Origin of the sequence: Longispora albida DSM 44784, assembly GCF_000379825.1 — a bacterium.
GTDB lineage: Bacteria > Actinomycetota > Actinomycetes > Mycobacteriales > Micromonosporaceae > Longispora > Longispora albida.
Genome location: NZ_KB903814.1, coordinates 455,150 through 478,610 on the forward strand (window position 1 = coordinate 455,150; position 23,461 = coordinate 478,610).

At 71.0% G+C, this 23,461-nt stretch carries 25 protein-coding genes and 1 pseudogene; 14 read left to right on the plus strand and 12 right to left on the minus strand.

Translation table 11 applies throughout. The features are described 5' to 3' along the window. The gene (locus A3G1_RS0106265; RefSeq protein ID WP_018348614.1) at nucleotides 1-846 is read right to left on the minus strand and encodes an FAD binding domain-containing protein; all 846 of its coding nucleotides are present in this window, start codon (nucleotides 844-846) and stop codon (nucleotides 1-3) included. A gap of 117 nt (nucleotides 847-963) precedes the next feature. On the opposite strand from A3G1_RS0106265, the gene A3G1_RS0106270 reads away from it, so the two are divergent. From A3G1_RS0106270 to A3G1_RS33470, 5 genes are all read left to right on the plus strand, one after another. After that, entirely contained in the window at nucleotides 964-1,542 is a 579-nt protein-coding gene (locus A3G1_RS0106270) for a nucleotidyltransferase family protein (RefSeq protein ID WP_018348615.1), read from the plus strand. Between the two features lie 56 nt (nucleotides 1,543-1,598). Continuing rightward, a complete protein-coding gene (locus A3G1_RS33465; protein WP_018348616.1) occupies nucleotides 1,599-2,273 on the plus strand; it encodes a TetR/AcrR family transcriptional regulator in 675 nt (224 codons plus the stop codon). After that, entirely contained in the window at nucleotides 2,267-4,000 is a 1,734-nt protein-coding gene (locus A3G1_RS0106280) for an ABC transporter ATP-binding protein (protein WP_018348617.1), read from the plus strand. The genes A3G1_RS33465 and A3G1_RS0106280 overlap by 7 nt, the downstream gene beginning before the upstream one ends. Then, nucleotides 3,997-5,988, plus strand: coding sequence for an ABC transporter ATP-binding protein (locus A3G1_RS0106285; RefSeq protein ID WP_018348618.1), 1,992 nt, complete (start codon nucleotides 3,997-3,999; stop codon nucleotides 5,986-5,988). Before A3G1_RS0106280 ends, A3G1_RS0106285 begins: the two co-directional genes overlap by 4 nt. 110 nt (nucleotides 5,989-6,098) lie before the next feature. Then, entirely contained in the window at nucleotides 6,099-6,689 is a 591-nt protein-coding gene (locus A3G1_RS33470) for an EF-hand domain-containing protein (protein ID WP_018348619.1), read from the plus strand. Here the strand turns inward: A3G1_RS33470 and A3G1_RS0106295 are convergent. Continuing rightward, a complete protein-coding gene (locus A3G1_RS0106295) occupies nucleotides 6,643-7,575 on the minus strand; it encodes an AraC family transcriptional regulator (protein WP_018348620.1) in 933 nt (310 codons plus the stop codon). The two genes, A3G1_RS33470 and A3G1_RS0106295, sit on opposite strands and share 47 nt — an antisense overlap. Nucleotides 7,576-7,665: 90 nt before the next feature. Here A3G1_RS0106295 and A3G1_RS0106300 point away from each other — a divergent pair, with 90 nt between their 5' ends. From A3G1_RS0106300 to trpA, 3 genes are all read left to right on the plus strand, one after another. Then, entirely contained in the window at nucleotides 7,666-8,511 is an 846-nt protein-coding gene (locus A3G1_RS0106300) for an NAD(P)H-binding protein (protein WP_018348621.1), read from the plus strand. Nucleotides 8,512-8,704: 193 nt separating this feature from the next. Next, nucleotides 8,705-9,862 carry a tryptophan synthase subunit beta gene (gene trpB / locus A3G1_RS0106305; RefSeq protein WP_040477752.1) on the plus strand — a complete coding sequence of 386 codons (1,158 nt, stop codon included), beginning with the start codon at nucleotides 8,705-8,707 and terminating at the stop codon, nucleotides 9,860-9,862. After that, a complete protein-coding gene (gene trpA / locus A3G1_RS0106310) occupies nucleotides 9,859-10,650 on the plus strand; it encodes a tryptophan synthase subunit alpha (RefSeq protein ID WP_018348623.1) in 792 nt (263 codons plus the stop codon). Before trpB ends, trpA begins: the two co-directional genes overlap by 4 nt. Nucleotides 10,651-10,717: 67 nt before the next feature. Here trpA and A3G1_RS0106315 read toward each other — a convergent pair whose 3' ends face one another. The 3 genes from A3G1_RS0106315 to A3G1_RS0106325 all read right to left on the minus strand — a co-directional run bounded on the left by A3G1_RS0106315 (nucleotide 10,718) and on the right by A3G1_RS0106325 (nucleotide 13,297). Beyond that, entirely contained in the window at nucleotides 10,718-11,668 is a 951-nt protein-coding gene (locus A3G1_RS0106315; protein ID WP_018348624.1) for a TauD/TfdA family dioxygenase, read from the minus strand. A gap of 95 nt (nucleotides 11,669-11,763) precedes the next feature. Continuing rightward, entirely contained in the window at nucleotides 11,764-12,525 is a 762-nt protein-coding gene (locus A3G1_RS0106320; protein ID WP_018348625.1) for a sulfite exporter TauE/SafE family protein, read from the minus strand. Nucleotides 12,526-12,547: 22 nt separating this feature from the next. Further along, nucleotides 12,548-13,297, minus strand: coding sequence for an SDR family oxidoreductase (locus A3G1_RS0106325; protein WP_018348626.1), 750 nt, complete (start codon nucleotides 13,295-13,297; stop codon nucleotides 12,548-12,550). A 264-nt stretch (nucleotides 13,298-13,561) separates the two neighbouring features. Here A3G1_RS0106325 and A3G1_RS33475 point away from each other — a divergent pair, with 264 nt between their 5' ends. Together A3G1_RS33475 and A3G1_RS0106335 are read left to right on the plus strand one after the other, a co-directional pair. Next, nucleotides 13,562-13,822 (plus strand): DUF2795 domain-containing protein, encoded by a 261-nt coding sequence (locus tag A3G1_RS33475; RefSeq protein ID WP_083936778.1) that lies wholly within the window; start codon nucleotides 13,562-13,564, stop codon nucleotides 13,820-13,822. Between the two features lie 24 nt (nucleotides 13,823-13,846). After that, the gene (locus A3G1_RS0106335) at nucleotides 13,847-14,173 is read left to right on the plus strand and encodes a hypothetical protein (protein ID WP_018348628.1); all 327 of its coding nucleotides are present in this window, start codon (nucleotides 13,847-13,849) and stop codon (nucleotides 14,171-14,173) included. 27 nt (nucleotides 14,174-14,200) lie between these two features. Here A3G1_RS0106335 and A3G1_RS0106340 read toward each other — a convergent pair whose 3' ends face one another. Then, nucleotides 14,201-14,440, minus strand: a complete 240-nt coding sequence (locus A3G1_RS0106340; protein WP_018348629.1) for a biotin/lipoyl-binding carrier protein — start codon at nucleotides 14,438-14,440, stop codon at nucleotides 14,201-14,203. Between the two features lie 241 nt (nucleotides 14,441-14,681). Here A3G1_RS0106340 and A3G1_RS33480 point away from each other — a divergent pair. Beyond that, nucleotides 14,682-15,516: pseudogene (locus tag A3G1_RS33480) on the plus strand (ADP-ribosylglycohydrolase family protein). Between the two features lies 1 nt (nucleotide 15,517). Here A3G1_RS33480 and A3G1_RS0106350 read toward each other — a convergent pair. Further along, a complete protein-coding gene (locus A3G1_RS0106350; protein WP_018348631.1) occupies nucleotides 15,518-16,510 on the minus strand; it encodes a zinc-binding dehydrogenase in 993 nt (330 codons plus the stop codon). Nucleotides 16,511-16,535: 25 nt separating this feature from the next. Further along, a complete protein-coding gene (locus A3G1_RS0106355) occupies nucleotides 16,536-16,775 on the minus strand; it encodes a hypothetical protein (protein ID WP_018348632.1) in 240 nt (79 codons plus the stop codon). A gap of 10 nt (nucleotides 16,776-16,785) precedes the next feature. On the opposite strand from A3G1_RS0106355, the gene A3G1_RS0106360 reads away from it, so the two are divergent. Continuing rightward, complete coding sequence (locus tag A3G1_RS0106360) at nucleotides 16,786-18,060, plus strand: cytochrome P450 (RefSeq protein WP_018348633.1); 1,275 nt, start codon at nucleotides 16,786-16,788, stop codon at nucleotides 18,058-18,060. Here the strand turns inward: A3G1_RS0106360 and A3G1_RS0106365 are convergent. After that, nucleotides 18,053-18,967, minus strand: a complete 915-nt coding sequence (locus tag A3G1_RS0106365) for a sigma-70 family RNA polymerase sigma factor (protein WP_018348634.1) — start codon at nucleotides 18,965-18,967, stop codon at nucleotides 18,053-18,055. The two genes, A3G1_RS0106360 and A3G1_RS0106365, sit on opposite strands and share 8 nt — an antisense overlap. 183 nt (nucleotides 18,968-19,150) lie before the next feature. Here A3G1_RS0106365 and A3G1_RS0106370 point away from each other — a divergent pair, with 183 nt between their 5' ends. Both A3G1_RS0106370 and A3G1_RS33485 read left to right on the plus strand, forming a co-directional pair. Then, entirely contained in the window at nucleotides 19,151-19,801 is a 651-nt protein-coding gene (locus tag A3G1_RS0106370; protein ID WP_018348635.1) for a TetR/AcrR family transcriptional regulator, read from the plus strand. A gap of 13 nt (nucleotides 19,802-19,814) precedes the next feature. Further along, the gene (locus A3G1_RS33485; RefSeq protein WP_018348636.1) at nucleotides 19,815-20,300 is read left to right on the plus strand and encodes a GNAT family N-acetyltransferase; all 486 of its coding nucleotides are present in this window, start codon (nucleotides 19,815-19,817) and stop codon (nucleotides 20,298-20,300) included. On the opposite strand, the gene A3G1_RS0106380 is transcribed toward A3G1_RS33485, so the two are convergent. From A3G1_RS0106380 to A3G1_RS0106390, 3 genes are read right to left on the minus strand one after another with little or no spacing between them, the layout of a single operon-like run. Continuing rightward, on the minus strand, nucleotides 20,287-21,468 hold the full coding sequence (locus A3G1_RS0106380) for a hypothetical protein (protein ID WP_018348637.1): 1,182 nt from the start codon (nucleotides 21,466-21,468) through the stop codon (nucleotides 20,287-20,289). The two genes, A3G1_RS33485 and A3G1_RS0106380, sit on opposite strands and share 14 nt — an antisense overlap. A gap of 9 nt (nucleotides 21,469-21,477) precedes the next feature. Then, nucleotides 21,478-22,611 carry an AAA family ATPase gene (locus A3G1_RS0106385; protein WP_018348638.1) on the minus strand — a complete coding sequence of 378 codons (1,134 nt, stop codon included), beginning with the start codon at nucleotides 22,609-22,611 and terminating at the stop codon, nucleotides 21,478-21,480. Beyond that, entirely contained in the window at nucleotides 22,598-23,383 is a 786-nt protein-coding gene (locus A3G1_RS0106390; protein WP_018348639.1) for an RNA ligase family protein, read from the minus strand. The genes A3G1_RS0106385 and A3G1_RS0106390 overlap by 14 nt, the downstream gene beginning before the upstream one ends. Between the last annotated feature and the right edge of the window lie 78 nt (nucleotides 23,384-23,461).

The window sequence follows — 23,461 nt, forward strand, 5'->3', positions numbered from 1 at the left end:
TCACCGCCGTCCTTCCCAGGCCCAGCGCAGGGCACGTGCGCCGAGGACGGCCAGGGCGTGCCGCCGGTACGCGGCCGAGCCCCGCACGTCGTCGATCGGGTCGGACGCGGCGGCCACCAGTTCCCCGAACCGCCGCGCCGTCGCGTCGGCCAGCACCCCGCCGTCCCACGGCAGCGCCTCCGCCGCGAACCGTTCAGCCTCCACGGCCCGCCTCGGAGTCGGTGCGGCCGAGCCGATCCCGGTGCCCACGGTCCGGCTCTCCTCATCGAGCGCGACAGCGAGCGAGCAGACGGCAATCACCATCGAGTTACGCGTGCCCACCTTCGCGAACTGCTGCGGTCCCTTCGCCGGCTCCACGAGAAACGCCGCGATCAGTTCGCCAGCCTCCATGACTGTCCTCTTCGGACCGAGGAAGAACTGGTCAACAGGAACGACCCGGGTCCCGCGTGCCGAGGCCAGTTCCACGCTCGCCCCGGTCGCGAGCAGCGGCGGATGCGCGTCCCCGGCCGGGGACCCGGTCGCGAGATTGCCGCCGACAGTGCCCCGGTTGCGGATCTGCGGCGAGCCGACGGTCCGCGAGGCCATCGCCAGCCCGGGCAGGAGGTCACCCAGGCCACTGATGATCTGCTCGTACGTGACTCCTGCGCCGATCCGCAGCACCGGCCCGTCGGCCGCCCAGCCGGCCAGTTCCGGGACGCGGGTCAGGTCGAGCAGGGCCGGCGGGCGCTTCCGGGCGAAGTTCAGGTCGACCATCACATCGGTGCCGCCGGCGACCGGGAGGGCATCGGGATGGGCCGCCAGCGCCGCCAGCGCGTCCTCCCACGTCAAGGGCCTGAAGAACTCCACGGCTCCCCCTAGGCTTCCAGGCTCCCACCCCGCTGCCGCCCGGGCCCGGATATCAGCCAACAGGCCCTCACCCCAAACACCCCTTTCCCGTACCCGGAGGCGATTACGCTCCGTTTCGTGAGCCCAGGTCGCGTCGCCGGCCTGCTCCTGGCCGCCGGAGGTGGCAGCAGGTACGGCGGCCCGAAGGCCCTGATCGTGCTCGGCGGGCAGCTGCTCGCCGACCGGGGCGTCACCGTGCTCCGCGAGGGCGGCTGCGTACCCGTCGCCGTCGTCCTCGGCGCCGGGGCTCCGGGCGTCATCCGCCAGGCCGAGTCCCTGACCAGCACTCTCATCGTCATGAACCCGGACTGGCGTACCGGGATCGGCTCCTCCCTGCGCGCGGGCCTCACCGCCCTGGCCGCCACCGAGGCGGCCGCCGTGGCTGTCGTGCTCGCCGACATGCCCTGGGTGACTCCGGCAGCGGTATGCAGGGTGATCGGCGGGGCGGATGCCGCGTCCCTGGCCGCCGCCACGTACGACGGCCAGCGCGACCATCCCGTCCTGCTCGGCCGGGACCACTGGCCGGGCGTCGCGGCCCTCGCGCTGGGCGACACCGGAGCCCGCCCGTACCTGGAAGCCCACGCTGACCAGGTCCGTCTCGTCCCGTGCGAGGACATCGCGAGCCCCCGGGACCTCGACACTCCCGCACAGGACTGAAGTTGCGTACCGCGAAATTATTCGTGCCACGCAATTTTTGGGTGTACGGTCGCGGCATGGCAACCGACGAGCCCGCGAGGCCCACCGGCCTGCGGGAGAGCAAGAAGGCCGCCACGCGGCGGGCGATCATCGCCGCGGCGCTCCGGCTGGCCAAGGAGCACGGCCTGGGGAACGTCCGGGTCGAGGCGATCGCCGCGGCGGCTGGCGTGTCGCCGCGGACGTACAACAACTACTTCTCCAGCCGCGAGGAAGCGATCTGTGCCCTCAGCATCGAGCGCGCCGTGCAGCTGGGCGCCCGGCTCACCGCCCGGCCGCCCGGGGAGCCCCTGGCCCTGGCGATCCGCCGGGCGATGACCGGGCTGTACGCCGGCAACGAGCCCGACCGGGAGGTGATCCTCCTGATCATGAGCACGCCGGCCCTCGCCCGCGAGTTCATGAAGGCGAGCGCGGCCGGGGAGCAGCACTTCGCCGACGCGGTCGCCGACCGGATCGGCGCGCAGCGCGGGCGGCTCGACGTCGCGGTGCTGGCCGCCGCCGTTTACGCGGCGAGCCGGGTCGCCACCCAGCACTGGCTCGGCCCCGGCCGGGCGGGCCCGTTCGTCGACAGCCTCGACGCGGCGCTGTCTCCGCTGACCCCGGTGGCCGAAGCCCTCGAAGCGGCCGGCCCCGGCGAACCCCTCTCGCTGGCCGAGCTGGCCCCGGCGATCGACCCAAGGGAGCACCGGTGCTGATCACACTCCTCCGGGAGCACGCAGGCCCGTACCGCCGGCAGCTCACGCTGGTGGTGCTGTTCCAGTTCGTCCAGACCCTGGCGAGCCTGTACCTGCCGACGCTCAACGCCGACATCATCGACAACGGCGTGGTCAAGGGCGACATCGGCTACATCGTGCGGACCGGCGGCGTGATGCTCGCGATCAGCGTCGCCCAGATCCTGTGCACCGCCGGGGCCGTCTACTTCGGAGCGTGGACGGCCATGGCCATCGGCCGCGACATCCGGGCAGCCGTCTTCGGCCGGGTGCAGTCGTTCTCGGCGCGGGAGGTCGGCCAGTTCGGCACCCCGTCCCTGATCACGCGGACCACCAACGATGTCCAGCAGGTGCAGATGCTGGCGCTGATGACGTTCACGATGATGGTTTCCGCGCCCATCATGGGCGTCGGCGGTGTCGTCATGGCACTCAACCAGGACGTGCCGCTGTCCGGGGTCCTGCTGCTGATGGTGCCGGTGCTGGGCGTGGCCCTCGCACTGATCATCCGGAAGATGCGCCCGCAGTTCCGCCTGATGCAGGACCGGATCGACGACATCAACCGGGTACTGCGCGAGCAGATCACCGGCATCCGCGTGATCCGCGCCTTCGTCCGCGACACCCGGGAACGCGAGCGTTTCACCGCCTCCAACACCGGCCTGTTCGACGTGTCGCTCGGCGTCGGCCGGCTGATGGCGTACATGTTCCCGGCCGTGATGCTGATCGGCAACGTCACCAGCGTCGCGGTGCTCTGGTACGGCGGCCACCGGATCGACGTGGGAGACATGCAGGTCGGGGCGCTGACGGCGTTCCTGTCGTACCTGATGCAGATCCTGATGTCGGTCATGATGGCGACCTTCATGTTCATGATGGTGCCCAGGGCCGAGGTGTCGGCGGAACGGATCCGCGAGGTGCTCGACACCGCCTCCAGCGTGGTACCCCCGGCCGAGCCGGTCACCGAGACCGTCCTCAAGGGACACCTCGAACTGCGCGACGTCGAGTTCAGGTACCCGGGCGCGGAGGAACCGGTGATCAGCGGCATCGACCTGCTCGCACGGCCGGGTCAGGTCACAGCCGTCATCGGCAGCACGGGCGCGGGCAAGACCACACTCCTCAATCTCGTACCCCGCCTCATGGACGTCACCGCCGGCGAGGTCCTGGTCGGCGGCGTCGACGTCCGCAGCCTCGACCCGGCCCTCCTGTCGCGCACGGTCGGCTTCGTCCCGCAGAAGCCGTACCTGTTCTCCGGCACCGTCGCCTCGAACCTCCGCTACGGCCGCCCCGACGCCACCGACGAGGAACTGTGGCGGGCGCTGGAGATCGCGCAGGCGAAGTCCTTCGTGGCGGACATGCCGGACGGGCTCGGCGCGCCGATCGCCCAGGGCGGTACCGACGTGTCCGGCGGCCAGCGGCAACGGCTCGCGATCGCGCGGGCCCTGGTCGCCCGGCCCGAGATCTACCTCTTCGACGACTCGTTCTCCGCGCTCGACTACGCCACCGACGCCGCGCTCCGTGCGGCCCTCGCCTCCGAGACCGCGGACGCGACGGTCGTGATCGTCGCCCAGCGGGTGGCCACGATCCGCACCGCCGACCGGATCATCGTGCTCGACGAGGGCCGGGTGGCGGGCTCCGGTACCCACAGTGAACTGATGGCCAGCAACGACACCTACCGGGAGATCGTCCTCTCCCAGCTCACCGAGGCGGAGGCGGCATGACCAGCCTGAAGGGGGAACGCGACACCCCGAGACGGGAGCAGCGCCCGGCGGGCGGCCCGATGATGGGGCGCGGACCGGCGGCGTTCATGGCCGGGCCGTCCACGGAGAAGTCGCTGGACTTCAAGGGTTCCAGCAAGCGGCTGCTCCGGATGCTCAGGCCACGCCGGCTGCTGGTCAGCATGATCCTGTTGTTCGGGACGGTCAGCGTGGCGCTGGCCGTGGCCGGGCCGAAGATCCTCGGGCGGGGCACCGACCTCGTCTTCACCGGGGTGGTCAGCGCTGGCCTGCCGGCCGGCGAGTCCAAGGCCGGCGCGATCGCCCGGCTCCGGGCCGAGGGCAACAACACGCTCGCCGACATGCTCGGCGCGATGGACATCGTGCCCGGCCAGGGCATCGACTTCACGAGGGTCGGCCAGGTACTCCTGCTCGCCCTGGCCCTGTACGCGGCCTCGGCGTGCTTCGCGCTGTTCCAGGGCCGGATCACCACCTCGGTGGTCCAGCGGACCATCTTCGACCTGCGGCAGGAGGTCGAGGCCAAGTTCGCCCGGCTGCCGCTGAGCTACTTCGACCGGCAGCCCCGGGGTGAGGTGCTCAGCCGGGTCACCAACGACATCGACAACCTGGCCCAGTCGCTCCAGCAGACCCTCAGCCAGATCGTCACCTCGCTGCTGACAGTGATCGGCGTGCTGGCCATGATGGTCTGGATCTCGCCGCTGCTCGCGGTGATCGCACTCGTCACCATCCCGGTGTCCATTGTGGTCACAGCGCGGATCGGCAAGAAGGCCCAGCCGCAGTTCATCCAGCAGTGGGCGGCGACCGGCAGGCTCAACGGGCACATCGAGGAGATGTACACCGGGCACTCGCTGGTGAAGGTGTTCGGGCGGCAGAAGGAGTCAGCGGAGACGTTCGGCGAGCACAACCAGGCGCTGTACACGTCGAGCTTCCGGGCCCAGTTCATCTCCGGGCTGATCCAGCCGGCCATGATGTTCATCGGCAACCTCAACTACGTGCTGGTCGCCGTCGTCGGTGGCCTGCGGGTCGCCTCCGGAACGATGTCGCTGGGCGACGTCCAGGCCTTCATCCAGTACTCCCGGCAGTTCTCCCAGCCGCTCATGCAGGTGGCGAGCATGGCGAACCTGCTCCAGTCGGGGGTCGCCTCAGCCGAGCGGGTGTTCGCGCTGCTCGACGCGGAGGAGCAGAAACCAGACCCGGAAAACCCCGAGGTTGTACGGGAGGCCAGAGGCCGGGTCGCCTTCGAGCACGTGTCCTTCCGGTACACGGAGGACCGGCCGCTGATCGAGGACCTGTCGCTGGAGGTCGAGCCCGGCCAGACGGTGGCGATCGTCGGGCCGACCGGGGCCGGCAAGACGACCCTGGTCAACCTGCTGATGCGGTTCTACGAGCTCGACGGCGGGCGGATCACGCTCGACGGCGTCGACATCGCGCGGATGACCCGTGAGGACCTGCGCGCCAAGACCGGCATGGTGCTCCAGGACGCCTGGCTGTTCGGCGGGACGATCGCCGACAACATCGCCTACGGCGCGCCGGGCCCGGTCACCAGCGAGCAGATCCACGAGGCGGCACGGGCCACGCATGTCGACCGGTTCGCCCGGACCCTGCCCGACGGCTACGACACCGTGCTCGACGAGGACGGCGCCGGGGTCAGCACGGGCGAGAAGCAGCTGGTCACGATCGCGCGGGCGTTCCTGGCCGAGCCGGCCATCCTGATCCTGGACGAGGCGACCAGCTCGGTCGACACCCGCACGGAGGTCCTCATCCAGCGGGCCATGAACGAGCTCCGCAAGGGCCGGACCAGCTTCGTCATCGCCCACCGGCTGTCCACGATCCGCGACGCCGACCTGATCCTCGTCATGGAGCACGGCTCGATCGTCGAGCAGGGCACGCACGAGGCGCTGCTCGCCGCTGGTGGCGCGTACGCCCGGCTGTACGCCGCCCAGTTCGCCGAGGCTGTGGCCGAAGTGGAGTGACCGGGACCGCGCGTCCACGTACCGATAAAGGGCTTTTGTCTTATATGGGCTAATATCCGATGGCTCTTGTCGGACACCGCCGCGTCGCGCGGCACATCGGGGGTTGGGTCATGAACGAGAACTGGCACCGTGCGCAAGCCCGGTTCCGGATGATGGACGTCAACGGGAACGGTCACCTGGACCGCCGGGACTTCGAACTCCTGGCGCTCCAGGTGATCGAGGCCCTGGGCGAGCCGGCCCAGTCGGTGAAGTCGGCGGCCCTGATCGCCGGCTACCGCGACTACTGGCACACCGTGATCGCCCCGATGGACTCCGACGGGGACGGCCAGGTGTCGGCCGAGGAGTACGCCCAGGGTGCCGTGAGCGTCGCGGCACTGCCCGGCGGCCGCCCGCAGTACGCGGCCCCGATCGCGGCCCTCGCCGACCGGGACGGCGACGGCATGATCGAGCTGGACGACTTCGTGGCCTGCATGACGGCGGTCGGCTTCTCGCCCGGCTACAGCGGCACCCTCTACGCCGAGCTGGCCGACCCCACCGGGGGCCGGCTGGCCACGGGAGCCTGGGTGGCGGAGATCAGCCGGTACTACACGGCCGACGCGATCCGCACCTCAGACGACCTGCTCGCCGGGGAGTACGCGGGCGCCGGGCGGGGCGTCACGCGGCCCGGTGCTCGCGCGGGCTCACTCCACGGTTCCGCTTGAAGGCCGTGCTGAGCGCGAACCCGCTGCCGTAACCCACCTTCCTCGCCACCGTCCCGAGCGTGCTCCCGGGCTCGCGCAGCAGGTCGGCCGCCAGCGCGAGCCGCCAGCCGGTCAGGAACGCGATCGGCGGCTCCCCCACCAGCTCCGCGAACCGCCGCGCGAGCAGCGCCCTGGACACCCCGAGCCTGGCCGCCAGCCCCGCGACCGTCCACGCGTGGGCCGGGTCGTTCTGGAGCAGGCGCAGCGCCCGGCCGACGAGCGGGTCGGACTGCGCCCGGTACCACGCCGGAGCCCCAGCGTCCTGCCGGGTGAACCACGCCCGCAGCGCCGTGATCAGCAGCAGGTCCAGCAGCCGGTCGAGCAGGACGGCCTGCGCGGGGGAATCCTTCGCCACCTCGGCCCTCAGCAGCGGGAGGACGGTCTCGCTCTCCCAGTCGGCCTCGCGGAGCACGAGCAGCCCCGGCAGCGAGTTCAGCAGCGGCTGGCTCAGCTCGCCCGGGGTCTGGTACGTCCCCGTCAGCATCACCGTTTCGCCGTCGGAGTCGTTGCCCCAGGTCCGGACGCCCAGCCCCATCGTCTCGGCGACCGACTCACCGTCCACTGAGGTGCACTGCTGGTCCGGCCGGATCACGACCTCGGCAGGCCGCCCCGGCACGTCGGCCAGGTGGTACGGCTCGGGCCCGCGCACGATCGCCACGTCGCCCGGCCCGAGCAGCACGGGCTCGCCCCCGGCCGGCGTGATCCAGGCCGAGCCGCGTACCAGGGCGATCAGCGTCAGGGGCGCCTCGTCCTCGACGCGCAGCGACCAGGGCGGGCTGAGGATGGCGCGCAGCACGAAGGCACCACGGGCCCGGGGTCCACTGAGGAGGTCTGCGATCGGATCCATCCGGCAACAGTAGTCCGCTGTAGACGATCGAACACGTTTTCGCGCTTCTGAACTATGGATGCTCTCGCCATGATCACGTGTACTAGATGCATGACAACGAACGCGAACACCGCGAACACCGCAAACCTCATCCTCGTCACGGGCGCCACCGGCAAGACCGGCCGCCGCGTACTCGACCGGCTCACCGAGCGCGGCGTGGCCGTCCGGGCCGGTTCCCGCACCGCCAGCCCGGCCTTCGACTGGGCCGACCGGGGCACGTGGGCCGCGGCGCTCGACGGAGTGACAGCCGCGTACGTCTCCTACTTCCCCGACCTCGCCGTCCCGGGCGCCGACCAGGACATCGCCGCCTTCACCACACTGGCGGCCGAGAAGGGCGTCAAGCGGCTGGTCCTGCTGTCCGGCCGTGGCGAGCACGAGGCCGAGGCCTGCGAGAAGCTCGTCCAGGAAAGCGGTCTGGAGTGGACGGTCGTGCGGGCCTCGTGGTTCAACCAGAACTTCAGCGAGAGCTTCCTCCTCGAAGCCGTCCAGTCCGGCGAGATGGCCCTGCCGGTCGGAGCCGTCACCGAGCCCTTCGCCGACGTCGACGACATCGCCGACGTGGCGGTGGCCGCGCTGACCGAGGACCGGCACAACGGCGAGGTGTACGAGGTCACCGGCCCGCGCCTCCTCTCCTTCGCCCAGATCGCGCACGAGCTGACCCAGGCGACCGGCCGCACCGTCACGTACATCCCGGTCACCATCGAGGACTATGTCGCCGTGCTCAAGCAGGCCGAGGTGCCAGCGGACTTCATCGGCCTGTTCGAGTACCTGTTCACCCAGGTCCTCGACGGCCGCAACTCCTCGCTGACCGACGGCGTCCAGCGCGCCCTCGGCCGCGAGCCCCGCGACTTCACCGACTACGCGAAGGCAACCGCCGCAACCGGCATCTGGGGCTGACGTCACGATCGTGGGACCCCTCATGTCGCTATAGCGACATGAGGGGTCCCACACCCAGAACTCACCACCCTGAGGGCAACTGTTCTAGAACTGTTGTGGCATGATGGTCGGCATGACGGAGCTTTCCCTCAGCACTCCCCCGGCGGTGCCCGTGCGGGCCCCCGCCGGCCGGGAGGGTGCGCTGAGCAGTGCGATGGCCGCGCCGGACGCCCGGGGCCGGTTCGGCGAGCACGGCGGGCGGTATGTGCCAGAGTCCCTGATCCCGGCCTGCCAGGAGGTCGAGGCGGCGTTCCGGGCGGCGTGGGCCGATCCAGAGTTCCGCCGCGATCTCGACCGGCTGCTGGCCGTGCACGCCGGGCGGCCGACTCCGGTCACGCCGGCCTGGCGGCTGTCGGCGGAGCTGGGCGTGACCCTCCTGCTCAAGCGGGAGGACCTCGCCCACACCGGTTCACACAAGATCAATAACGTGCTGGGGCAGGCGCTGCTCGCGCACCGGATGGGCAAGACCCGGCTGATCGCCGAGACCGGGGCCGGCCAGCACGGCGTGGCCACCGCGACGGCCGCCGCACTGCTCGGCCTGCGGGCCACGGTGTTCATGGGCAGCCGGGACATCGAGCGCCAGGCGCTGAACGTGTTCCGGATGAAGATGCTGGGTGCCGAGGTCGTCCCGGTCGACTCGGGCAGCCGCACGCTGAAGGACGCCTGCACCGAGGCCCTGCGGCACTGGGTCGGCACGGTTTCCGACTCGTACTACTGCGTGGGTTCCGTGATGGGCCCGCACCCCTATCCGTGGATGGTCCGCGAGTTCCAGCGCGTGATCGGTGACGAGGCGCGGGCCCAGGTCGCGGCGGAGCTGACCACCGGCACCCCGGAGTACGTCGTCGCCTGCATCGGCGGCGGCTCGAACGCGGCCGGCACCTTCGCAGGCTTCGTGGACACACCGGCCAAGCTGATCGGCGTGGAGGCCGAGGGTGGGGCGGCTATCACGTCCGGGCTGCCCGGCGTGCTCCACGGCTTCCGGTCCTACGTCCTCCAGGACGCCGACGGCCAGATCGGCGAGGCGCACTCGATCGCCGCAGGGCTCGACTACCCGGGCATCGGGCCGGAGCACGCTCACCTGCACGACCTCCGCCGCGCCACGTACGTCACCGTCAACGACGAGGAGGTCGTGGCGGCGGTGCACCGGCTGGCCAGGACCGAGGGCATCTTCGCGGCGCTGGAGTCCTCGCACGCCCTCGCGTGGATCATCCGCGCCGCCGGTACCGGTGAGCTGCCGCCCGGCGCGACCGTCCTGATGACCCTGTCCGGCCGTGGCGACAAGGACATCTCAGCCCTGATGGAGATCCTGTGACCACTGTGGACACTCTGACGACGCCCGGCAGGCTGGAGACGGCGCTCCGCACGGCGGGCCGGAAGCTGCTCGTCCCGTACGTGACGGGCGGCCTCACGGACAACTGGACCGACTTCATCGCGGCGTACGAGCAGGCCGGTGCCGACGCGGTCGAGATCGGCCTCCCGTTCTCCGACCCGATGATCGACGGCAGCGTCATCCAGCAGGCCTCGGACGTGGCGCTGGCCCGGGGTACCACCGTCGCGAGCATCCTCGCCGACGTGGCGAAGCTCCGGCCCGGCATCCCGCTGGTCGCGATGACCTACTACAACCTCGTCCAGCGCCGGGGTCTCGCAGTGTTCTGCGCGGCCCTCGCCGAGGCGGGGATCAGCGGCCTCATCGTGCCGGACGCGCCACTGGAAGAGGCCGGCGATCTGGCGGCGGCGGCCGGCCAGCATGGCGTCGAGCTCGTCCGGCTGGCCGCGCCGTCCACTCCCCCGGCCCGCCTCACCGAGATCGCGGAGCGCAGCCGTGGCTTCATCTACGCGATCAGCCTGATGGGCACGACCGGCGTGCGCGCGGAGCTGGCGGCCACCGCCGGTCAGCTCGCCGCCGACCTCAAGGCCCGCACGGACATGCCGGTGATCCTCGGGCTCGGCATCTCCACGCCGGAGCACGCCGCCGAGGCCAGCCGGTACGCCGACGGGGTGGTCATCGCCTCCCGCATCATGCGCGAGGTCCTCGACGGCGCCACGCCCGCAGAGGTCGGCGCCTGGCTGGCCACCGTCCGCACAGCACTGGACGCATAAGAGAGGGCGGAGGGCCCCCTGGGAACTGGGGGCCCTCCGCCTGATCAGTACTGTCCCACCTGACCCGTCAGGCGCTGGCGTAGCACCGCCGGAGCCACCTGCTGCGGTCCGGGTCCGCCGGCGTGAACGCCGTGCGGCGGTGCAGGCTCCGGTAGTTGTCGAACACGAGCACCTGCCCCGGATCCAGCACTGGCTGCCACATCTGGGCAGCACCCAGCGCCTCACGCCAGTTGTCCAGCGCGGCCACCGCTTCTGGCGTCACCCCTCTGGTCGTACCGAGGTCGAAGCGCACCCAGTACCCCGGGTTCCGCCGCTCCAGCACCGGCACGCCCGACAGCACCAGCGGCTTGGACGGATCCGTCGACGCCGGAGCGCCCACCTCGAAGATGGGCTGGGTCAGCAGCTCCAGATCGGCCTCGCTGAGCGCGTCCAGCGCGTCCTCGACGGCCATCAGCTCGGTCGCGACCTGCTCCTCGTTGCGCACGGCGTAGAACGTCAGGTACCTCGGCACGCTGACCCGCGGGTCACGCCCCGGCTCACCGAACCGCAGGTGCGGGTTGTCGGTGTGCCAGAAGAACTCGGTGTCAGCGCCCCACGAGCTCGTCGTACCGGCGGCCGCCGGGTTCGGCGCGACGTTACGCATGAGCAGGCCGTCGTTCTCGTACTCCACCGCGTACGGCATGAGGCCCAGCAGGTGCAGCACGCCGAGGTGCACCGCGTTGACCAGCGCCAGCCCCGGCTCGTCGGCGAACCCGTCGACCGGGGTCGCCGGGAACTCCTGCTGCGGCAGGTTGTCGATCAGGAGCGCGTGGTGACCGGTGTGCGGGAACACCGACAGGGCGCCGAGCAGCTCGCCCGGCAGGTGCTGGCGGAGCGCGTGCGCGCCGATCCCGGCCAGGATCGCGGTGTTGGCGTCCGGGTCGAGGTGCGCGTCGTTGATCCGGTCCGCGATGGACTTCTCCAGGACGTCACGCACCCCGTCCTCGATCCGGTAGCCGATCAGGCTCAGTTTCCGCATGTGTATTCCACTCCCCGAAAATTCCCCGAAGTTCCCCGAAATTTCCCCCGTGCGGGCGTATCGCCCGCTAGAACACGTCGTTGGCGGATGGCCCGCTAGAACACGTACTTGAACAGCAGCGAGCCGAAGAGGATCACCAGCGAGCCGACCAGGGCTCCCCTGACGACCTTCGCCCCGCCGCGCAGGGCGACCTTGCTGCCGACGTAGTTGCCGGCGATGTTCGCCAGCAGCATCGGGATGCCGACCAGGTACAGGATGTTGCCTGTCCAGACGAAGGCGATCAGCGCGCCGACGTTGGAAGCCAGGTTGAACACCTTGGACGTCGCGGACGCCTCGACCAGGCCGAGCCGCAGGAGCAGGTGGAAGCCGAGGACCAGCATGCTGCCCGTACCCGGCCCGAAGAACCCGTCGTAGAAGCCGATCACGAAACACAGGGCCGGCGCGCCGAACAGGATCTTCTTGCTCTTCAGGTCGATCTGGTCCGAGTCGCGCTTCTGCTTCTTCGGCAGCAGCGTGACGGCCAGCCCCAGCGGTACCAGGAAAGTAATGATCTTTCCGATGGTGTTGGTGTCGAACAGCAGGATGACCTGGGCCCCGATGAAGGCGCCCACGACGGCGAAGACGACGCCCACGCCCACGAGCGACCAGACGACCCGCTTGTCCTTGGCGAAGTTGTACAGCGCGGCGAGCGTGCCGACCGTGCTGACGTACTTCTCGGTACCCAGCGCGAGCTGCGGCGAGTAGCCGGCGAACAGCAGGGCCGGCACGAGGATCAGTGCCCCGCCGCCGGCGATGCTGTCGATAAATCCAGCGATAAATCCGGCTAGCGTGAGCAGCGAGATTTCCAGTAGTTCCACGGTGATGTCCCCGTTCGCGGTGTCAGGAGCGGAACAGCTGACCGCGGTGCACCTTGTGCTGCGCGGCCTGGGCGAGCGGGCGGACGACGAGCTGGTCGATGTTCACGTGCTGCGGCAGCGACACTGCGAGCGCGACGCACTCGGCGACGTCCTCGGCGGTCAGCGGCCGGTCCACTCCGGAGTAGACGGCGGCGGCCCGGTCTGCGTCACCGTGGAAGCGGTTCAGCGCGAACTCCTCCGTGTGCACCATGCCCGGAGCGATCTCGATGACCCGGACGGGCTCGCCGCACAGCTCCAGCCGCAGGGTCTCGGTCAGCGCGCGCTCGGCGTGCTTCGCCGCGCTGTACCCGCCGCCGCCCTCGTAGTTCACGAAGGCCGCCGTCGAGGTGATGTTGACGATCGTGCCGCCGTCACCGGCACGCAGGAGCGGGAGGACCGCCTGGGTGACGCGGAGCGTGCCGAGCACGTTCACCTGGAACATGTGCTCCCACTCCGCCGGGTCGGCGTGGGCGGTCTGCTCGGCGCCGAGCGCGCCGCCGGCGTTGTTGACGAGCAGGTCACAGCTGGTGAGAGCCGCGGCCAGCTCGCTGACCGACGCCGGGTCGGTCACGTCGAGCCGGATCGCCCGGGCGCCGGTCTCGCCGGCCAGCGCGGCCAGCCGGTCGGTGCGCCGGGCCGCGACGACGACCTCGAAGCCGTCCTTGGCGAGCCGGCGCGCGGTCGCCGCCCCGATCCCGCTGCTCGCCCCAGTCACGAGGGCCTTGCGTGCCACCTGGGAAACTCCATTCTGGACGAGGGGTGCTAGCGTTCTAGAACTGTAGGGGCACGGTCCAACGTGGACAAGAAGAGGTACTTAGAGATACGTCACAGGGCCTGCGCCCGTGGCCCCAATTTGGGAGTTTGAGAGCCGGGCCCGCCGGGTACGCAACGGGCGGGTGCGTTGTGCCCAGCCCCAGCTCAGGGCCGGGTTCGCGGGCACAGCGCCCCCCGCATCACCACCGGGAGCACCCGGCGGGGGCGTATAGGAGGTGTATAGATGTCCGACCCACACACCCCAGGCACACCGCACGGGATGGACCAGGCGGACGTGGAGGGCCGTAGCGTTCTCGGCCAGCACGTCCGGCACACCCTGCTGCCAGCCGACGCGCTGACGATCAGGGCGGCTGCGGCAGAGGCCGGGGCACCGGAGGAACTCCAGGCCGAGCTGGCCCGGCTGCCAGACGACGGCACCTACGAGACCATCAGCGACATCTGGGCGGCCCTCGGCCACGGCGTCGAGGACGGCACCGACCGCTGAGCCCGCACGGAGGGGAGCGACGGCATGCCCCAGGAAGCGTGGAGCAAGAAACGGGAGCGCCAGTACGGCCACATCAAGAAGGGCCTGCTGGAGCGCGGCGAGACCGAGGACGTGGCCAAGGAGATCGCGGCCAGGACGGTCAACAAGGAGCGCGCCAGGGCCGGAGAGGCCGAGGAGGCCAGCGACCTGTCGCTCACGGACATCTCGTCCGGGCGGCGCGGCGGCCTGCGCTCGCACAAGGGGCCGGGCGGGCGGACCCGCGACCAGCTCTACCAGGAGGCGAAGGAGAAGAACATCAGGGGCCGCTCGAAGATGAACAAGGCCCAGCTCGAAAAGGCAGTGGGGCGCTAGGCTCCCACTGCCCCTCTCAGGTTGCCGCTACTCGATGACGAACAGCAGGTCACCCTCCTGCACCACGTCACCCATGGACTTGACGTCGCTCTCGTCACCGCCCTTGACGGCGACCTTCACGACCGTGCCCTCGTCCTCGGACACGACCGGGATCTCCATCTTCATGGACTCAAGGATCGCCAGCGTGTCGCCCTCCTCGACCACGTCGCCCTCCTTGACGAGGACCCGCCACACATTGGCGACCATCTCGGCCCGGACTTCAGCCATTCTCCTGAACCTCCACGTGGTGCGACGCAGGCGTACGGTGAATCACCGCATCGCACCGGATCATACCGGCGCGCCCCGGCGGGGCAGGCCTGCCGCACGACCACCGATGCCCGCCCCGCTCCAGAATGGCGTGTTATCGCAGCTCTGCACCCCTGCGCCCCAGAAACTACCAACCGGTAACCCCGGCCGGCGGCTCCGAAACCGCTCGCCGCCCACCGGTCCTGCGGGCCATCATCAGCCGATGAACACCATCTCGTACCCGCAAGCCGCGGCCCGCCGTTCCCTGCACGCCCTCGCGCTCGGTGACGCCTTCGGGGAGACCTGGTTCCGCCGGCCGAAGGACGTGGACGGACGACACCGCGATGGCCATCGTCCTGGTGCGCCATCTCGAGCTGCACGGGCGGGTCGAGCCCGGCGAGCTGGCCCTCGCCTTCGGGTACGCGTTCGTGGCCGATCCGGGGCGGCGCTACGGCCCTTCGATGCGCCGGGTTCTGAGGGCGATCGCCGAGGGCGCTTCGTGGGCCGAGGTGACGGCCGGGCAGTTCGGCGGGCAGGGCTCGTGGGGCAACGGTGCCGCGATGCGGGTCGCCCCGCTCGGCGCCTGGTTCGCCGGTGACCTGGAGCTGGCCGCCGAGCAGGCGGCGGCTCAGGCTGTCGTCACGCACGCGCACCCGGAGGCTGCGGCGGGGGCCGTCGCGGTCGCCGTTGCCGCTGCGCTCTGTGCTTCCGAGGCTGACCCGGCGGAGCTGCTCTCGGCCGTCGCCGAGTACACGCCGGACAGTGAGGTCCGGTCGCGTATCCGGCAGGCGGCCAAGCTCGGGGTCCACGCCGACCCCCGGCAGGCCGCCGCCATGCTCGGCAGCGGCAGGCAGCTGTCCGCACCCGACACCGTGCCCTTCGCGCTCTGGTCGGCGGCCCGGAGCCCGGGTGACCTGACCGAGGCGCTGTGGGGCACGGCGCTCGGTGGCGGAGACGTCGACACCACCTGTGCGATCACAGGTGGTGTCGTGGGTGCCCGGCCCGGGCTGCCCGAGCCTCCGGCCGCGTGGCTGGCGGCCTGCGAGCCGGTGGCCTGACCTACGGACGCAGGATGACCTTGCCGGTCGTGGTGCGGGATTCGAGGTCGGCGTGGGCGGTGGCGGCCTCGGCGAGCGGGTACGCCTGCCCGATGTGCGGGACGAGCTCACCGGCGGCGGCCAGCTTGAGAACGTCCTCGCCGAGGACCTTGAGGCCGCCGGGGCGGGACAGTGCCCGGAGGCCGAGGGCGGCCGTGGCACTGATGCCGAGCCGGTACAGGTCGTCGGTGGTGACGCTCAGCGGCTCGCCGGAGGACCAGCCGAAGACGACGAGCCGGCCGCGCGGGGCCAGCAGGTTCATGGCGGACGTGCCTGCTGCCCCGCCGACGCCGTCGAGCACGACAGTGACCTTGCCGGCCGTCTCCTCCCAGCCGGGCACGGTGTAGTCGATGGCCTGGTCGGCGCCGAGCGCTGTGACCTGGCCGAGCTTCGCCGTGCTGGCCAGGCCGATCACTGTCGCGCCCGCCTGCTTGGCCGCCCGGACGAGCAGGCTGCCGATCCCGCCGGCCGCAGCCGTGACCAGCACGGTGTCGGCTGCGGTGATCTCGGCGGCTTCGAGGATGCCGAGGGCCGTGCTGCCGGTACCGATCACGGCCACGGCGGTGTCGAAGTCCAGCTCGTCCGGGATGACGTGCAGGGCGCCGGCGTCGGCGACGGCCAGCTCGGCGTACCCGCCGTTGGCGTTGCCCAGGCGGGTCACGACGCGCTTCCCGAGCCAGGAGGCGTCAGTGCCGGTACCGACGGCGTCGACGGTGCCCGCGACCTCGCGGCCGAGGACAGCCGGCAGCTCGGGCAGCACGAACGGGCCGCCAGCCTCGCCGGATCGCAGGGTGGCGTCGACCAGGTGGACTCCGGCCGCCGCGACGGCGATGCGGACCTGGCCCTCCCCCGGTACAGGATCAGGGGTCTGCTCGTAGCGGAGCTGCGTGGCCGGGCCGAAAGCGTGCAGAACTGCGGCGTGCATGGTGTCCTCCTCGTTGGGTGCGGAGTCCACGGTGCACAGTGAACCTAACTTGAAGTCAAGCCTCGTCGTCCGGCAGGACCTGGCGCTGCACGGGATGCTCGACAAGCGCGAGGATCCGGCTGGCCATGAACCGCGCTGTCCGCACCGTCGTCCCGCCACGGGTGATCTCGGAGACCTCGACGATCCCCCGCCCCACGGTGACCTCCACGCGCCGCCCGGCCCGGGTCGCAGCGACCTCGTAGCTCAGCGGCATGCCACCACCATCGACGACTATCTCTACCCGGTCGCCCTTCATACTTCTCAGTATGTCGCTGATCGACCCTGGTACGTACACCTCCGGCGTCCCCTATCCGGAACTCGACCGGCAGCGCGAGGCCGCCGCCGTGAGCTGGATGGCGGAGGAGGGTGGGCCGGGATTCTGGGCGGTGTGGCGGCACGCCGAGGTGAAGGCGGTGCTGCGCGATCCCGCGACGTTCAGCTCGGCGCTGGGCGCGACGCAGATCCGTGACCCGGCGACGCCGGCCGACCTGGCGTACGTCCGCCGCATGATGCTCAACATGGACCCGCCGGAGCACAGCCGGCTGCGGGGCCTGCTGACCAGGTCGTTCACGCCGCGAGCCGTGACGGCTCTGCGCGGGCGGATCGACGCGGACGCCGCGGCCATCGCGGAGAGCGTGCGGCCGGGCGAGGTCACCGACTTCGTGGCGCTGACGGCCGACCTGCCGCTGCTGACCCTCGCGGGCGTCCTGGGTGTACCGGACAGCGACCGCCGCCTGCTCTACGACTGGGCCAACCGGGTCATCGGCTTCCAGGATCCCGACTACGCGGCCAGCGACACGGTGACCGGGCTGCCAGGCCTGTCCCCGATGGCCGTCGCGGCGCTCAGGCTCCGGCCCTCGCCGGGGCCGGACGGCCGGATGCCCGATCCGCGTACCCGCTCAGGCATCCCGGATCTCTACGCCTACGCCCACGCCCTCGCTGAGCACAAGCGGCGCGAGCCGGGTACCGATGTGATGTCGGTGCTCCTCGCGCAGACCGGCCCCGAGGGCAGCGTGACGACGGAGGAGTTCGAGAACCTGTTCTGGCTGTTCGCGGTCGCGGGCAACGAGACTGTCCGCAATGGGCTGCCGGGCGGGATGACGGCACTGCTCGCCGACCCCGCGCTCTGGTACCGGCTGCGCACCGGCCGCGCGCTGCTGCCGGCCGCCGTGGACGAGATGCTGCGGTGGTGGTGTCCCGTGATGCACTTCCGCCGGACGGCCGCCCGCGACACGGTACTGGGCGGGGTGCCGATCAACGCCGGAGACAAGGTCGTGGTGTGGTTCTCCGCCGCGAACCGCGATCCGCGCGTGTTCGCCGAGCCGCACGAGTTCACTGTGGACAGAGGTGCGAGCGATCATCTGGCTTTCGGGCACGGGCCGCACTTCTGCCTCGGTGCCGCGCTGGCCAGGTATCAGATGACGGCGATGTTCGCCGCGCTGCTGGACCGGTTCGCCACGGTGGAGGGCGCTGGCGAACCGGTCCGGCTCCGTTCCAACTTCCAGAACGGGCTCAAGAGACTGCCCGTCGTGTTCACGTGAGAAGCCCGCGCAGGCCACGCGACGGGTGCCGCAGCTTGGACAGGCCCTTGGCCTCGATCTGCCGGATGCGCTCCCGGCTGAGCCCGAAGACCCTGCCGATCTGGTCCAGCGTCATCGGCTCCTCGCCGCCGAGGCCGTAGCGCATGGCGATGACCTCCGCCTCGCGTTCGGCGAGGTCACCGAGGACGGCGCGCACGCCCTCCCGCATCGCCTCGGCCGCCGCCTGCTCCGCAGGGCCGGGGCTGAACTTGTCCTCGATCAGCTGGCCCAGCTCGCCACCGCCGTCCTCGTTGATCGGCGTGTGCAGTGAGACGGGCTCGGTGTCGTAGCCGAGCAGGTCGCCGACCTTCGCCGGGTCGACGCCCGCCGCCTCGGCGATCTCCTCGGTGGACGGCAGCCTGCCGAGGTCACGGGTCAGCTCGCGCCGCGCCCTGGTCACCTTGGCGATCTGCTCGGCGACGTGGGACGGCACGCGGATCGTCCGCGACTTGTCCTGGATCGCCCGGCTGATCGACTGCTTGATCCACCACGTGGCGTAGGTGGAGAACTTGAACCCGAGCTTGTGGTCGAACTTCTCGACCGTGCGGATCAGGCCCAGGTTTCCCTCCTGGATCAGGTCGAGAAAGGGCAGACCCCTTCCGACGTACCGCTTCGCGATGTGCACGACCAGCCGCAGGTTCGCTTCGAGCATCCGCTGGCGCGCCCTGCGACCGGCAGCGGCGGCCCGGCGGAGATCCTGGCCGGACTCCCCGGCCGCCATCCGCTCGTCGGCGGCGAGCCCGGCCTCGATCTGCTCGGCCAGCCACACCTCCTGCTCCGCGGTGAGCAGCGGGACCTTGCTGATCTGGCGCAGGTAGTCCTGGACCGGGTCGCTGGCGGTGATGGTGGCCGTGGCGGTGGCTGACATACGCGGCTCCAGGGTGTCGGCTTTCGAAGCTGGCTGGCGATAGGTAGTCAAGCTGTGCTCTTTCGTCGGTATTCCCGGCTGGCCCAGCGGCCAAACTTAGGTTCGACATAAAGTTAGCCGCACCTCCGGCGTGTGTCAACACTAATTTTTGACTCGACCTAAAATTTTCGGCAGACTGGTCGCATGACACGGCAGAGCACCCCACCTGAGCTGGGCCTGCGCGCCCAGAAGAAGGCCGAGACCCGGCAGGCGATCTCGGACGCGGCCACCACCCTCTTCCTCGAACGCGGCTTCGAGCAGACGACCATCGCCGACATCGCCGCCGCCGCGCGGGTCGCCAAGATGACCGTCACGAACTACTTCCCCAGGAAGGAGGACATGGCCCTCGACCGGCACGAGGAGTTCGCGGCGAGCCTCGCGGCGACCGTCGCCGGGCGGCGGCCGGGGCAGTCGGCACTGGACGCGCTGCGTGAGTCGTTCCTGGCGGACCTGCGGGAGTGCAATCCGGTCACCGGGTTCTCCGGACCGGCCTTCGCGCGCATGATCGCCGACAGCCCGACCCTGTCCGCCCGGCTGCGCGACCTGCACGACCTGCGGGAGGAGGCGCTGGCCGGGCAGCTGGCCGCCGATACCGGGACGCCGGGGATGGACATGGGGCCCCGGTCGGTGGCTGCGCTGCTGGGGGCTGCGCACCGGGTACTCTTCGGCGAGATCCAGCGCCGGACCCTGGCCGGTGAGTCCAACGAGGACATCGCCGCCGCCGTGCTGGGTGACGCCGAGCGGGCGTTCGCGCTGCTCGGGCCCTCGCTCGGGGACTACGCCGTCCGGGCCTGAGATAGTGGACCGCATGCGCGACTACGAGATCCGGCCCGCCCGGCCGGACGACGCCGGGGCGATCACTCACGTGCAGCGGACGACCTGGGAGGCGACCTACACCGCGTGGATACCGGACGTGGTCGCGGCGTTCGACCCGGACGTCACCAGCGCGAACTGGGCCACGACGATCAGCGATCCGGCGGAGCTCGTCGCCGTCGCCACGCGGGGCGGCACCGTGATCGGGTACGCGTGGAGCACGCCAGCCGGTGCGGGTGCGGAACTAGCCGCGCTGTACGTCCTGCCCGAGGAACAGGGCGGTGGTGCCGGGCGGCTCCTGGTCGCCGACGCTCTCGCGTGGGCGCGTGCTGCCGGTGCCGGTCGGTGCGAGGTGTGGGCGCTGTCGGCCTACGCTCCGGCGCTCGCCTTCTACGAGCGGCAGGGCTTCGCCCGCGACCTGGACACGCCAGCACGGCTGTGGCGGGGGCTGCCGGAGCACCGGTACGTCATCGGGGTCTAGATCGCGGTCCGCCGCGCGGCCTGGGGCGGACCAGCACCCGGAGTACCAGGAAGAAGCCCAGTGCCACGATCGCGGCGATGAGGATCAGCAGCCCCCGCTGCCACCAGCTCAGGCCCTGGGCGACGGCACTGGCCACGCTGCCGCCGAGCAGGGCGATCAGCGCCGTGAACAGGCCGAGGATCTCCACGACCCGGAACAGGCCGTCGGCCGCCGTGCGGCGCACCTCCTCGATCTGCTGGGCCATCAGCGCTTCCAGCTGGGCTGTCGCCTGCCGGAGCTGGGCCTGCGCCGCCTCGGTCGCCGCCGCCGACTGCCGGGCGATGGCCTGCTCGGCGAGGATCAGGTCCCGTTCCTGGATGATGCGGATCCGGTCACGGACCTGGAGCGGGGAGATGCGCTGGAGGCATTCGTCCACTGTGCGCAGCGCTTCCTCGTGCCGGCCCAGCTTGCGGAGTGCGTACGCCCGGCGGTAGAGCGGGTCGGGGCTCGCGGAGTCGCGCAGCGCCGGGCGGTCGAGCAGCTTGAGCATCAGCTCGCCCTGGCCAGGGATCGAACGGGACAACCGCAGGCCCTCGACCAGGCTGAGGTGGACCCGGTAGTCCTCGCCGCCGTCGGCGAGCAGCGCGTCCATCTCGGGCAGCGCCTCGGGGCGGCCCTGCACGAGCAGCGCGAAGACGTGGTAGGCGCGGGAGTACGGGTCGAGGTCCGCGAGCGGCGTGCCCAGGTCGGCGAGGCACTGGGCCATGTTCTCCCACTGGTACGCGAGACGCAGCGCGACCAGGTGGAGGTGGAGGAGCGCCCGGCCCGCCGTCGTGGTGGGATCGGCCTCGCGGATCATCGCCGTGGTGACCGGGTCCGGCCGGTCGAGCAGGTAGGCCTGGAAGCCGGTGTCCGCGCACAGGTTCGCCGACTCCTGCCAGGTGGCCTCGCCCTTGATCAGCCAGGTGACGACGCGGTCGGGCCAGCCGTCGTCCTGGGCCGCGATGGCCGCGGCGGCGTCGTGGCAGGCCAGCCGCCAGTACGTGTCCCGGGCCTTGCTGCCGGGCTGGAGCACCCGGATCTTCCGGAGGACCTGCTCGCGGGCGCCGGGCTGCCGGAGCAGGTCCTCGGCTGCGGCACGGCGGTGGTCCTCGTCAGCCAGCAGGTACGCTTCCAGCTCCGCCCACATGATTGAAGGTTAGCGATCCCCCGTACTGTCCACAAAGGTCACAGCGTGGGCCTCGGTGACGTCGGGCGTCTCAGCCTTGGCCGCGAGCCTGTCGATCACAGCCTGCGGTACCGGATGGGGGCGGGCGGCGTTGCGCGCGGCCACGACCTGCGGCGGAGCCTCGACGGCGACCAGCTCGACCCGGCCGCCGTACGCCGCGACCAGCCCGATGCACTGGTCGCGGAGCTGGCGGGTGACGTTGGTGGCGTTCCAGACGAAGGAACGCTTCGCGCGCAGGTGCTCACGGGCCGCCTGCTGGGCCGCGGCGACGACCGGCCCCTGGTCCCCGCCCGGCTTGACCCTGAGCTGCGCGCGGAAGGCGTCGAGGCTCACGACCGGCAGGCCGTCGCGGTGCTTCGCGATCCAGGTGTCCTTGCCCGAGCCGGGCAGCCCCGACATCACCGTCACCGTGAACGCCGTGTCGTCGTACGCCGCGTACTCGGGATCGCGGCCGGGCGTCCTGAAGTACTGGAAGCGGGCGTGGTCGGAGGCGAACCGGCGCGGGACGTCCAGGCAGGACCGCTCGGCGCAGTACTGCTGGAAGAGGTCGATGTTCGACAGCACGTCGTCGAGGTCCGCGCAGATCCGGCCGAGGATGTCGGCCCTGGCGAGCAGCACGAGATCGTCGTTGCGGGCCAGGAGGCTGACCCGGAACGCGATCGGGTCGAGATCCGGGCGCTCCAGGGCCCAGAACGGGACCTGGTGATGGCGGACCAGGGCAGCCACGTGCTCCCGCCAGGGCCGGGGCACGCCCAGCTCCCAGAGGATGCGGCGGGTCAGCAGCTCACCGCGCCGCGAGTGGCCGTGCGCGGTGACCCGGCCATCGGCGTCGATCGCGGTGCAGTCGGGCTTGGCCACGTCGTGGAAGAGGACGGTGGCGAAGAGCCGGGTGCGCTCCTCGGCCGGGCGGGCCCGCCACTCGGGCAGCGCGGCCAGAGCCTCGCAGGCCATCCGGGTGTGGATGGCGACGTCGCCCTCCGCGTGGTGCACCGGGTCCTGGATCACGCCGGAGAGGCGGCGGATCCAGGAGAAGGCCTCCTCGATCTCGTTCCACGGGACCGTCCAGTACGGCGCGGCCGGGCAGAACCGGTCAAACAGCTCCATACAACACCTCCGGGTCAGCCAGGCCATTGGGCAGGATCGGCCGGTCGTGCCAGTGGCTGCCCGAGTCGAGGACGGCGGTCAGGAAGGTCGCGCGGACCCACTTGTACCGGCCGGCCGTCCGCCCGTCCTCCTCGACCTTGAGGTACAGGCCCTCCATGTCGTCGTCGCTGTCGGTCTCGGCCGCCACCCGGGCCGGGTCGAGGCCGTTCGCCACGGCTGCCGCGGCGAGGCTGTCCCGCCAGGCGGGAGTACGGCAGATGGACGGGCCAACGAGCGAGGTCAGCTCCTTCAGCGTGTCCGGGCGGCCCTCCCACAGGACGGGAACCGAGCACACCGGGGCACCGTCCAGCAGCGCGCGCCGGGCGGCCGTCGACAGGAACACGTCCTCGTGCCGGTCATAGACGTCGAACTCGCAGAAGTAGTGCGGGAGCGCGTCGTAGTAGACGGTGTGCTTGGCGTACATCCACTCGCCGTACATGACGTAGCGGTCGGCCAGCCTCGGCCACAGCTCGTGCCGGACGGTCGCCGCCCAGGCCTTCAGCGGGCCGAACTGGCGCTCGCGCGGGCCACCGGTCAGGTAGTGGCCCCGGCTCTGGATCAGCAGCCCGCCGTCCGCGCCGAAGCTGATCGCCGCGTTGGCGCCGTCCAGCTTCTCCTCCGCGACGACGTACCGGCCCCGGATCGCGGCGAACGGCTCGGCGGCGAGATCCTCGTCACCGGGCTGGAGGCGGGAGCCCTGGAGGTGCGGCGTGCGCGGGTACTTACGGAGCATGGGGTTAAGTTCTAGGCCATCCGTACCGGGCGGGCTACCGGATTAGGCCGGTCCGGGGTGCCCGAATGTGCTTCGGTT

Excerpts from the sequence above, each read along its gene's own strand:
- A3G1_RS33465 (WP_018348616.1), top strand. The coding sequence starts at position 1,599 with ATGGCAACCGACGAGCCCGCGAGGCCCACCGGCCTGCGGGAGAGCAAG.
- A3G1_RS0106285 (WP_018348618.1), top strand. The coding sequence starts at position 3,997 with ATGACCAGCCTGAAGGGGGAACGCGACACCCCGAGACGGGAGCAGCGC.
- A3G1_RS33470 (WP_018348619.1), top strand. The coding sequence starts at position 6,099 with ATGAACGAGAACTGGCACCGTGCGCAAGCCCGGTTCCGGATGATGGAC.
- A3G1_RS0106295 (WP_018348620.1), bottom strand. The coding sequence starts at position 7,575 with ATGGATCCGATCGCAGACCTCCTCAGTGGACCCCGGGCCCGTGGTGCC.
- A3G1_RS0106300 (WP_018348621.1), top strand. The coding sequence starts at position 7,666 with ATGACAACGAACGCGAACACCGCGAACACCGCAAACCTCATCCTCGTC.
- trpB (WP_040477752.1), top strand. The coding sequence starts at position 8,705 with ATGGCCGCGCCGGACGCCCGGGGCCGGTTCGGCGAGCACGGCGGGCGG.
- A3G1_RS0106315 (WP_018348624.1), bottom strand. The coding sequence starts at position 11,668 with ATGCGGAAACTGAGCCTGATCGGCTACCGGATCGAGGACGGGGTGCGT.
- A3G1_RS33475 (WP_083936778.1), top strand. The coding sequence starts at position 13,562 with ATGTCCGACCCACACACCCCAGGCACACCGCACGGGATGGACCAGGCG.
- A3G1_RS0106335 (WP_018348628.1), top strand. The coding sequence starts at position 13,847 with ATGCCCCAGGAAGCGTGGAGCAAGAAACGGGAGCGCCAGTACGGCCAC.
- A3G1_RS0106340 (WP_018348629.1), bottom strand. The coding sequence starts at position 14,440 with ATGGCTGAAGTCCGGGCCGAGATGGTCGCCAATGTGTGGCGGGTCCTC.
- A3G1_RS0106355 (WP_018348632.1), bottom strand. The coding sequence starts at position 16,775 with ATGAAGGGCGACCGGGTAGAGATAGTCGTCGATGGTGGTGGCATGCCG.
- A3G1_RS0106360 (WP_018348633.1), top strand. The coding sequence starts at position 16,786 with ATGTCGCTGATCGACCCTGGTACGTACACCTCCGGCGTCCCCTATCCG.
- A3G1_RS0106365 (WP_018348634.1), bottom strand. The coding sequence starts at position 18,967 with ATGTCAGCCACCGCCACGGCCACCATCACCGCCAGCGACCCGGTCCAG.
- A3G1_RS0106370 (WP_018348635.1), top strand. The coding sequence starts at position 19,151 with ATGACACGGCAGAGCACCCCACCTGAGCTGGGCCTGCGCGCCCAGAAG.
- A3G1_RS33485 (WP_018348636.1), top strand. The coding sequence starts at position 19,815 with ATGCGCGACTACGAGATCCGGCCCGCCCGGCCGGACGACGCCGGGGCG.
- A3G1_RS0106380 (WP_018348637.1), bottom strand. The coding sequence starts at position 21,468 with ATGTGGGCGGAGCTGGAAGCGTACCTGCTGGCTGACGAGGACCACCGC.
- A3G1_RS0106385 (WP_018348638.1), bottom strand. The coding sequence starts at position 22,611 with ATGGAGCTGTTTGACCGGTTCTGCCCGGCCGCGCCGTACTGGACGGTC.
- A3G1_RS0106390 (WP_018348639.1), bottom strand. The coding sequence starts at position 23,383 with ATGCTCCGTAAGTACCCGCGCACGCCGCACCTCCAGGGCTCCCGCCTC.